Here is a 10,483-nt window from a genome sequence, read left to right on the forward strand (position 1 = left end):
ATAAGAAAAATGTAGCTAAAATGCTCTTCACAAAAGAACTTAGATTTTTGTATAATAAGAACTAATGTTCCTCACAGACAATGGACTCAAATTACACAAATATATCAAATAGAAGAGGATTGATATACGATGAAAATTGATAGACCAAAAATTTCACCAGAGTTATCTTCAAAGAATTTTCAAGATATTTTTTATGAAGAAGATCCAACATTGGAAGTGTGTGAAATTATAGACTCCACTTTCGAAAATGAATCTGTAGATAGAGTGCGGTTATATGATGCGGTGATAAAAAACTGTAAGTTTACTAATACAGACTTTAGCAATATTGATATTACAGATGTTTGTTTTGAAAACTGTGATTTATCAAATGTTAATTTAAGCAATTCTTCTGTTCACAGAGTCGAATTTAAAAACAGTAAATTAATCGGAGTAAATTTCACAGGATCTAGCTTAGGAAATGTTAAATTTGAGAATTCAATTTTGAATTTAGCGGCATTTGGAAATTCTAAACTAGAAAAAATCATCTTCAATGAAACTTCATTAAATAATGCAGATTTTTTTGACTGTAAACTTAAAAAAGTTGAATTCCAATTATGTAGTCTTGATGAAGCTAATTTTGATCAGACATCACTGAAGGGGATAGATATTAGTTCTTCTACCTTTGATACACTTACAGTTTCAGTGAACGATTTAAGAGGATGTAAAGTATCGACATATCAAGCTGTTCAGTTTGCTACTTTATTAGGATTAATAATTAAAGATTAGTATTTCGAAGAAAAGAACCCTATCCCGAATCATGGATTTTTTAATTGTCCACGATTCGAGATAAAGTTCAAATAAATTAGTGATGACTCTTTTATTATTTTACTACAGCTTGGTTTCCTTTTACATGTTCATTATTTACACTCATAAATTCTTCAATTTCTTCAACTTCCCTAATGATATCTTTTGACAAGTTTTCATACCCGTCTTTCGTTACAAGAATGTCATCTTCAATACGAATTCCAATTGATTCTCCTTCAATATAAAGACCAGGTTCAATTGTTATAACCATACCTTCTTCTAACACTCTATCTTTATATGTTCCTACATCATGTGTATCTAAACCAAGGAAATGGCTGACACCATGATAATAGTATTTTGATAACTCTTCATCTTCTTGAATTAAACCAATTGCTTTACACTCTTCTGCCAGTACCTTTTTTGTATGCTCATTTAATGCAGCGAACTTTAATCCTGGCTTAATAATCTCTGTTGTTTCTTTTAATGCTTTTAATACAATATTATAAATTTGTTTTTGGCGACTAGAGAATGTTCCATTTGCCGGGAATGTATAACTAATATCAGCGTTATAGTAGTCTTTTTGAGCACCTAAATCTAGTAATACTAAGTCACCATTTTGAATTTGTGCATCATTATCTTCATAATGAAGAACTGTAGCATTTTTCCCACTCGCCAAAATTGTATTGAACGCATGGTACTTAATGCCAGATGACTTCAGTGTAAAATCAAATTGTGCTTCTAATTCATACTCCATCATGCCTGCTTTTGCATACTTAAGTACGTTGTAAATACCGTCTTTCGTTATAGCAATCGCTTCTTTAATAATTTCAATTTCTTCCTCTGTTTTAAATACTCGTAATTCACAAATGTTCGGATATACATTACCAATTGTTACGTGTGGGTATTTTTCTCTTACATGTTTAGCAAATGCTAATGTTTTTGTCTCCGTACCATTCCAATCACGACGTTCTATATCTAAATATAGATGCTTCGCATTTTCTGTAAAAAGTATATTTGACATTGTCTTTTCAAAGCTATCTAAATATACAACTTTCTTTATACCTGAAATTTTCTCTGCTTCTTCGTTAGAAACTGTTTTACCGACCCATTTTTCCATTACTGGATCTGACTTTTCAATGAAAAGTGTTTCTTCAACACTACTTCCAACCTTTTTCAGCATAAAAATAACATTTGGTTCATCGATTCCCGTTAAGTAGTAAAAATTACGATTCGGTACGAATTTATAATGTGCATCAGCTGACATATGCGGTGCTTGTCCCGCAAATAAAATCGTAATAGACCCCTCTGGTAATGTGTTTGCTAATCGTTCTCTATTTTGAGCAAAAAATGTTGATTTCATGATAATCCCCCTAGCGTTCTATGTATGATTAAAAAACTAATGATCTAATCAATTCATTTTATTATTGTTACAATTTTTCGTCAATTAATAGTACTCATAGAAAAAGGAAAATCTCCCCTTACTAGTGCCCATCTAATCTACATTATGCATACCACTCCACAATTTCTTGACATTTATTCCATATACTTAAAATCTCATATATAGGAAAGGAGCCACAACTTTGAAACATTATGTAGCAACAGGGTTAGCAATTACTTCCTTATTCATAATTACTGGATGTTCTAGCAACACCGAAACAGCACCCGTGAAGAAAGAAACGGTGCAATCTGAGTCAAAAAATATAGAAACAGCAAATACGAGTCCGCAAGACTTCTATAAAGAAATTACATCTGGAAAAATCGAGCACATTCACGGAATTGGCTATGCAGGAAATATATCTGGGGTTTCTATCGCCACTCATAGCGGGATAAAAGTTTATCAAAATGGAAAATGGCTTGAAACTAAGACTGGATTACATGATTATATGGGGTTTCAGGCAACGAAGAACGGGTTCTTTGCCAGCGGTCATCCTGAACCAGGAGCAGATTTAAAAAATCCTTTAGGATTAATGAAAAGTTCTGATGGCGGTAATACACTTGAAAAGCTAGCGTTTTACGGAGAATCTGATTTTCATAACCTTGCTGTCGGATATAATACGGAAGCAATTTATTTATACAATGAGCGTCCAAATTCTAAATTACAACAAGGTTTTTATTTCAGTACGAACAACGGACAAGATTGGGAAAATAGTAAGTTAAAAGGTCTTTCAAGTATGATTCATTCCTTTTCCGTACATCCGAATCAATCTAGTGTAGTCGCAGTAAGTGCCAAAGACGGTGTTTACTTATCTACAGATTACGGAAATACGTTTGAAATATTCGCTAAATCACTTGAATCGACCGCAATTACATTAAGTAATGAAGATGTTATTTACGCGCCTATCAATAAGCAAATCGTAACGAAGAAATCAATTGCTACAAATGAGGAGACAAACATACAAATTCCACCTTTAGATCCTAAAGATACAATTATGTATATATCACAAAACCCTCAAAATCCAGCTGAAATCGTATTTGCTACAATGAAAGCAAATGTGTTCCTTTCTACCGATGAGGGTAAAACGTGGAAACAGATTACTAAAGAGGGAACATTACAATTAAATTAGAAAGGTGAATATGACGTGTTTTCAACAATTAGTGCATGGAGCTATCAACTCATGTCTCCTTTAATAGATGTCGCGAATGCTACGAAATCTGTACCTCTTTTATTTGCGTTTTTATTAGGCATTGTAGGTACACTTGCTCCTTGCCAATTAACAGGAAACATTAGCGCTATTACACTTTATGGAAATCAATCTTTACAAAAGGGACATACCTGGAAACATATACTGTTATTCATTTTAGGAAAAGTAATAGCTTTTACGACACTTGGACTTTTAGTCTGGTTATTAGGAAAAGAAATTCAACAAACATTAACTTTGTATTTCCCATGGTTACGCAAACTGATCGGACCTTTATTAATAATAATAGGTCTAATATTATCAGATATTATAAGAGGAAGAAATTTCTTCTCTACCCTTTTCCCTATTAAATTTATTCGAAAACAAAATGAAGTCAGCTCATTTTTACTTGGTTTTTTCTTTTCTTTAGCTTTCTGTCCGACTATGTTTGTGCTATTTTTCGGAACGTTACTCCCTTTATCTTTACCCTATAATTACGGGTACTTGTTTCCTACATTCTTTTCGATAGGAACTGCTCTGCCTATCGTCGTATTAATGTCCATCATCTCCTATCTAGGATTAAATGGGGCACTACTTAAAAAGAGCCGAAAAATAGGAAAAAACATTCAACGTATAGCCGGTTTTCTCCTTATTTTAATCGGACTTTATGATATTGCTCTATATTGGTAATACATACAAAAAGGTAAGTTCAATTCATTTGAACTTACCTTTTTTAAAAATTATATTAAACTCTTCTACATGTCCTTTTGCTTCATCTCCCACTTTTTATACAGTAGTACTGCACCAAATAAAAATACTCCCGCAACAAATGAAGCTACTGGTAACATTTTTATCATTTCATCAGGAAATACGAGTGGCAATAATGGAAATGCATACGATGCTGGAATACGTACTCCAACGATTTTTAATAAAATAACCATTAATATCATATTTAATAACGTGACTACAATCCATGAATCAATTGCAAAATACAATAAAGTTCCAACAGTTGCCGATGCAGTTAATACTAATATTTGTTTAAAAGCCATTTTTTCATTATACATCGGCTTTTGAAGTGATTCATACACAACAACTAATATTGGTGGAATAACTGCTAATTGTTCATAACCAGTTACCCAGCATAAACTGATCCATACGAAATTTAGTATTAGAAATACAGTCATATATTTATACTGTATTTGCACTTTTCGCTCAATACCGTTGTTCAATTTAAATATAAGAACACCTATCATTAAAATAAATGTTAAAGCAAATACCGCGATAACAAATGACCATTCCGTCGCATTTGTTACTAACGGTAATAAACCTGTCGCAATGGATGGTGCTAAATTGGATTGAATAACACATAAAAACAACATCATTAATATAAGTGTTAAGCTAACTTTTCCTATATAGGAAATATCCATTTGATTCACTGCAAAACCAATAACAGCTGTTATTGACGGTGCAATAAAGATTTTTTCTGGTTGTCTTAACCATCCTGGCTCACGATACGCCCATAAAGCAATTGCCATCGCTGCTATTTCCGGCAAAATGACTTCCGGATCATTTAATAACACACCAGCTGTTACCATAGCTAAAATAAATAAAATAGCAATCGTATATGAGATGATTGTTTCTTTCTTTGAAATTACTGCATTCATTATTGCATACTCCTTTTTACTTATTACTTTCAAAATGTAAAACAACAACCCTTTATACCCTACCATAGTATTGTATATTAGCATCTTTTCTATTTCAAGTATTAGTATTCATTTACATCCTCTCTCATCCATACACATACAAAACAAAGCATTTTATAGACATTGACACTTATTAAAAGATAGGTTACAATAACTATATATTAGTAAGTAGCTAATATAATTACATCTAACTAGAGGTGAAACAAATGAAAAACATTTTATTCCGTATTAACGAATTGTCAAAAAAAGAAAAAGCGAATGGATTAACAGTTGATGAAAAACAAGAACAACAAATGTTGCGCCAAAACTATACACAAACATTTCGTGGAAGCTTAGATTCCATTTTATTAAACACAAAAATTGTTGATCAAAATGGTCTTAACGTTACACCTGCTGCATTACAAGATGCTCAAATACGTTTAAAATTAAGCAAATGAGTTCCGAGCTAAAGAATTCTAATAAAACATAAAAAGAGCTGGATTTCCTATATAGAAATTCCAGCTCTTTTTATTATCTTTTTTAATTTAGTAAACGAGCGATACATTGCAATTCTCCACGACACAATCATCGCAAATGCAAGTAAGAAAAACATGCCGCTTAACTCTGCCAAATCAATTGATTGGCTTAAATATGACTTTAATGCCACGCGTACAGCTAATAAGCCTACTAAAATAAATATGAATGCTTTTGACGGTTTCATAAATATATGTTCGCCTTTTATTTCGAACTTAGTTGTTTTAATAAGAAAAATAGAAAAGATAAGCCCTATACTAATTGCCTCAACTATTTCTAACGATGTTAATCGAAACTCTGGTAAAAAGTACATCGTTGCGCCTGTACTCATAAAAATTGGCGGCAATATAATTTTCTTTTTCGTTACCGGCTTTTTCGCTGCTTTAAAGCGCAGAAACATGACACCAACAGCCATACAAACCGCTAAAATACTTGATAAAAGTGCTATCATACTCTTCCCACTCCTATCTATTTAAAAGACTTTTTAAGCAAAATCATAAACCAAACGAGCCCGACACTTATAATAACATGACCTAATCCAGCCATATGGCTTAAACCGTAAAAGTCAGTTCCATTTACTTGTAGAAGACCTCTCCATAGCATTGTAGCAATAGTAAAGATTACTCCTACATTATAAACAACAAACCATGCACAAAAGCTCTTTGTTTCTTGTACATGAAACACTTTACATAAGGCTAAAGCAATTAAAAAGAATACAAAACCGAGCACTAATACATGTGTATGCACTAATTGCAACATTGTGGATCCTTTAATTCCTTGTGCTTTCGAATACTCTCTTGCAAATACACCTGATAATAAACCAATAATTAAGTAAATAAATGCCGCATTATATAATTTCTTCATTCTATTCCTCCTGTTGTAAACTTTCTATATTCGCTGCAATTATTTTAAGCAAAGTTTATGAACGGAGTATGAACAAAATATTACATTCAATTTTTGAAAATAAAAAAGCCATTCCACAAATAATAATTGTAGAATGGCTTTTCAATTTATTTTAAATCTTCTATTGAGAAAGCACCTGGCAGTAACTGCTCAACAGTCACTTCTTTTTCATCACCTTTTACATTCGTTAATAATACAGGCATTTTCGGATCACAGAATTCAGCAATTACTTGTCTACACGCACCACATGGTGAAATCGGTCCATCAGTTTCTCCTGTAATAACTAAGTAACTAAAATCGCGCTCACCTTCTGATACTGCTTTAAATATTGCTGTTCTTTCTGCACAGTTACATAAACCGTAAGAAGCATTTTCTATATTACAACCAGTATAGATTTTCCCTTCTTTCGTAACTAACGCTGCGCCAACAGGAAATTTAGAATACGGAATATACGCTTTCGATAACATCTTGTTTGCTTCTTCAATATATTTTTTCTTATCCATATTATTTCCCCCTCAAAGTAAATGAAATGATGATTAGTCAGTAATAACTGTATGAACTAATTTAGGAGCCACTGCTGTTTCAGCGATAGAGATGTTCTCATAAATTTTTGCTTTTACATCTTCTACATTTTCACGATTTGCGTAGATTGTTACGAATGGCTCGCCTTCTTTTACTGCATCGCCAACTTTTTTACGTAACATTAATCCTACTGCTAAATCGATTTCATCTTCCTTCGTTGCACGACCTGCACCAAGTAACATAGCTGCAATACCAATCTCATCTGCAACAATGTTAGAAATAACACCTGAAGTTTTTGCAGGTACATCAATTACATACTTCGCCTGTGGCATTTTTTCTGGATTGTCTACAATTGAGCTATCTCCGCCTTGATTGCTTAAGAACTCTTTAAACTTCTCAGTTGCTTTTCCGTTTTTCATCACTTCAATTAGCATTTCACGAGCTTCTTCTAACGTATTTGCTTTTTTCGCAAGTACGACCATTTGGCTACCTAATACAAGTACTAATTCTGTTAAATCTTCTGGACCTTCACCTTTTAACGTATCAATCGCTTCTTTTACTTCTAGAGCGTTACCAATAGCAAAACCAAGCGGTTGTGACATGTCTGAAATAACAGCCATAGTTTGACGTCCTACATTATTTCCGATACGTACCATTGCATGTGCTAATTCTTTTGCATCTTCTTCTGTTTTCATAAATGCACCAGCACCTGTTTTTACATCAAGTACGATTGCGTCAGCACCTGCTGCAATTTTTTTACTCATAATTGAACTTGCAATGAGAGGAATTGAGTTAACCGTTCCTGTTACATCGCGTAATGCATAAATCTTTTTATCTGCAGGTGTTAAGTTTCCTGTTTGTCCAATAACAGCTACTTTGTCACGGTTTACAATATCAATGAACTGCTCTTTCGTAATTTCAACGTGGAATCCTTCTACCGCTTCTAATTTATCAATTGTTCCGCCTGTATGTCCTAAACCACGACCAGACATTTTTGCTACTGGTACATCTAAAGCAGCTACTAATGGTCCTAATACTAATGTTGTCGTATCACCAACACCGCCAGTTGAATGTTTATCTACTTTAATTCCTTCAATTGCTGACAAGTCGATCGTTTCACCAGACTCAACCATCGCCATCGTTAAATCTGCACGTTCGCGATCTGTCATATCTTTAAAGAAGATTGCCATTGCAAGCGCACTCACTTGATAATCAGGAATACTTCCGTCTGTATATCCATTAATAAATAATTTGATTTCTTCAGTCGTTAATTCTTTGCCGTCACGTTTTTTTGCAATAATATCTACCATTCTCATTACAATCACCATTCCTTTTTATATTATACGAATCTATTAAAATAATAAGCCAACGATTGTTGCTGATAAGAAACTTACTAATGTTGCACCGAATAGTAATTTCAAACCAAATCTTGCGACTACATTCCCTTGCTTTTCATTTAAGCTCTTAACCGCCCCTGCAATAATCCCAATTGAAGAGAAGTTTGCAAATGAAACTAAGAATACAGATATAATCGCTGTCGTTCTATCTGAGAAATTAAAGTTTCCTTGTGCTAAATCTGTCATAGCGACAAATTCATTCGATACTAATTTTGTTGCCATAATATTTCCGGCATTAACTGCTTCATGCCAAGGTACACCCATAATAAATGCAAATGGTGCAAATACATAACCAAGAATTTCTTGGAATGAAATACCGATTACACCTTTAAATACTGCATTAATGAATGCGATAAGAGCAACGAAACCGACTAACATAGCTGCTACTGTAATCGCAACTTTAAATCCATCAATAATGTATTCCCCTAATACTTCAAAGAAAGTCTTTTTCTCTTCTTCTTGTACTTCTAACATATCTTCTTCCTCAGTAACTTCATACGGGTTAATGATAGAAGCAATGATGAAGCCACCGAATAAGTTAAGCACTAAAGCGGTTACAACATATTGCGGTTTTAATAACACCATATATGATCCGACGATAGACATTGAAACGGTAGACATTGCAGATGCACATAATGTATACATTCTTTTCTCTGGCAATAACCCTAATTGTTTCTTAACTGAAATAAACACTTCAGATTGTCCTAAAATCGCAGAAGCAACTGCATTATATGATTCTAGTTTCCCCATTCCATTTACTTTACTTAATGCTAGACCGATAGATTTCACAATAATAGGTAATACTTTAATGTGTTGCAAAATACCTATTAAAGCTGATATAAATACGATTGGCATTAATACACTTAAAAAGAACGAAAACTCTTTTTGATTTACTAATCCACCAAATACGAAATTCACACCATCAGCGGCATATTTTAATAACTCTCCAAAACCATCTGCTATTCCGCTAATTAATATATTCCCTACACTTGTATTTAATAATAAAAACCCCAAAATAAATTGTAATATAACCATCGTTATGATTGGGCGATATTTGACTTTCTTTCTATTATTACTAGCAAGCCAAGCGATACCTAAAATCAATACGAGGCCAAAAATACCAATTAAGTATTTCATAAGCCGTCTCCTCCCATTCGTATCCGCTTACATTTTTTTTAATTATTAAAGCAATAGATACACTTTACTTTGTGTATCTATTGCTCTTCACTTCATTAATGATTAGTAGTTATCTGTAGCACCTTTTGCATCATTTAATACGATTGCAACACTAGCACTTGCTCCAACGCGAGAAGCTCCAGCAGCTACCATTTTGTCTGCATCTTCACGTGTACGAACACCGCCAGATGCTTTTACACCAACGTTTGGTCCTACTGTTTTACGCATTAATGCGATATCTTCAGCAGTTGCTCCGCCAGTTGAGAATCCAGTTGAAGTTTTTACGAAGTCAGCACCAGCTTTTACTGATAATTCACAAGCGCGTACTTTCTCTTCATCTGTTAATAGGCAAGTTTCAATGATTACTTTTACAAGAGCTTTTCCTTTTGCTGCTTGTACTACTTCATAAATGTCTTTTTCAACAAGTTCGTTGTCACCATCTTTTAAAGCGCCTACGTTGATTACCATATCAACTTCAGTTGCACCTTTTGCAATAGCATCTTTTGTTTCAAATGCTTTTGTTTCAGTCGTGCTTGCTCCTAATGGGAAACCGATTACAGTACAAACGTCTACATCATGTCCAGCTAGTTCATCAGCCGCTAATTTTACCCATGTTGGGTTAATACAAACAGAAGCGAATTTATATTCCTTTGCTTCTTCGATTACTTTCATAACATCTTCTTTAGTAGTATTAGCTTTTAAAATTGTATGGTCAATTAACTTTGCAATGTTCATTATCTTCACTCCTCATATCTTTTAACAACTTCATTCTAACTCTTAGTTGAACAAATGTAAATACACTTTTGAAATTTTGTTCATTCTTTTTTAAAAGGAATTTTCTTGTAGTAAATAAAGCGCATTCTAACAA

Annotated in this window: 12 protein-coding genes; 4 read left to right on the top strand and 8 right to left on the bottom strand. The window is 33.3% G+C overall.

Annotated features, from left to right (window positions below):
- Positions 1-129 precede the first annotated feature (129 nt).
- Entirely contained in the window at positions 130-765 is a 636-nt protein-coding gene (locus GBN78_RS12605) for a pentapeptide repeat-containing protein (protein ID WP_000687273.1), read from the top strand.
- A 94-nt stretch (positions 766-859) separates the two neighbouring features.
- On the opposite strand, the gene GBN78_RS12610 is transcribed toward GBN78_RS12605, so the two are convergent.
- Positions 860-2,143, bottom strand: coding sequence for an aminopeptidase P family protein (locus GBN78_RS12610; RefSeq protein WP_152127452.1), 1,284 nt, complete (start codon positions 2,141-2,143; stop codon positions 860-862).
- Between the two features lie 220 nt (positions 2,144-2,363).
- Here GBN78_RS12610 and GBN78_RS12615 point away from each other — a divergent pair, with 220 nt between their 5' ends.
- Together GBN78_RS12615 and GBN78_RS12620 are read left to right on the top strand one after the other, a co-directional pair.
- Positions 2,364-3,347 (top strand): F510_1955 family glycosylhydrolase, encoded by a 984-nt coding sequence (locus GBN78_RS12615; RefSeq protein WP_152127453.1) that lies wholly within the window; start codon positions 2,364-2,366, stop codon positions 3,345-3,347.
- Positions 3,348-3,362: 15 nt separating this feature from the next.
- Complete coding sequence (locus tag GBN78_RS12620) at positions 3,363-4,091, top strand: urease accessory protein UreH domain-containing protein (protein WP_226798480.1); 729 nt, start codon at positions 3,363-3,365, stop codon at positions 4,089-4,091.
- Between the two features lie 65 nt (positions 4,092-4,156).
- Here GBN78_RS12620 and GBN78_RS12625 read toward each other — a convergent pair whose 3' ends face one another.
- The gene (locus GBN78_RS12625) at positions 4,157-5,065 is read right to left on the bottom strand and encodes an HPP family protein (protein ID WP_152127454.1); all 909 of its coding nucleotides are present in this window, start codon (positions 5,063-5,065) and stop codon (positions 4,157-4,159) included.
- Between the two features lie 245 nt (positions 5,066-5,310).
- Here GBN78_RS12625 and GBN78_RS12630 point away from each other — a divergent pair, with 245 nt between their 5' ends.
- Positions 5,311-5,541, top strand: coding sequence for a DUF896 domain-containing protein (locus tag GBN78_RS12630; protein WP_000789773.1), 231 nt, complete (start codon positions 5,311-5,313; stop codon positions 5,539-5,541).
- Positions 5,542-5,588: 47 nt separating this feature from the next.
- Here the strand turns inward: GBN78_RS12630 and GBN78_RS12635 are convergent, their stop codons facing one another.
- The 6 genes from GBN78_RS12635 to deoC form a co-directional block, all read right to left on the bottom strand.
- Positions 5,589-6,068 (bottom strand): CcdC family protein, encoded by a 480-nt coding sequence (locus tag GBN78_RS12635; RefSeq protein ID WP_152127455.1) that lies wholly within the window; start codon positions 6,066-6,068, stop codon positions 5,589-5,591.
- Between the two features lie 17 nt (positions 6,069-6,085).
- Positions 6,086-6,481: a DUF2871 domain-containing protein gene (locus tag GBN78_RS12640; RefSeq protein ID WP_000737863.1), complete on the bottom strand. Its 396-nt coding sequence runs from the start codon at positions 6,479-6,481 to the stop codon at positions 6,086-6,088.
- 146 nt (positions 6,482-6,627) lie between these two features.
- Positions 6,628-7,023: a cytidine deaminase gene (locus GBN78_RS12645; RefSeq protein WP_000358532.1), complete on the bottom strand. Its 396-nt coding sequence runs from the start codon at positions 7,021-7,023 to the stop codon at positions 6,628-6,630.
- Positions 7,024-7,056: 33 nt separating this feature from the next.
- Complete coding sequence (locus tag GBN78_RS12650) at positions 7,057-8,358, bottom strand: pyrimidine-nucleoside phosphorylase (RefSeq protein ID WP_152127456.1); 1,302 nt, start codon at positions 8,356-8,358, stop codon at positions 7,057-7,059.
- A gap of 36 nt (positions 8,359-8,394) precedes the next feature.
- The gene (locus GBN78_RS12655; protein WP_000876173.1) at positions 8,395-9,576 is read right to left on the bottom strand and encodes a NupC/NupG family nucleoside CNT transporter; all 1,182 of its coding nucleotides are present in this window, start codon (positions 9,574-9,576) and stop codon (positions 8,395-8,397) included.
- Between the two features lie 102 nt (positions 9,577-9,678).
- Positions 9,679-10,350 carry a deoxyribose-phosphate aldolase gene (gene deoC / locus GBN78_RS12660; protein ID WP_001017441.1) on the bottom strand — a complete coding sequence of 224 codons (672 nt, stop codon included), beginning with the start codon at positions 10,348-10,350 and terminating at the stop codon, positions 9,679-9,681.
- Between the last annotated feature and the right edge of the window lie 133 nt (positions 10,351-10,483).

This window comes from Bacillus sp. B2-WWTP-C-10-Post-4, assembly GCF_009183805.1.
Classification (GTDB): domain Bacteria; phylum Bacillota; class Bacilli; order Bacillales; family Bacillaceae_G; genus Bacillus_A; species Bacillus_A cereus.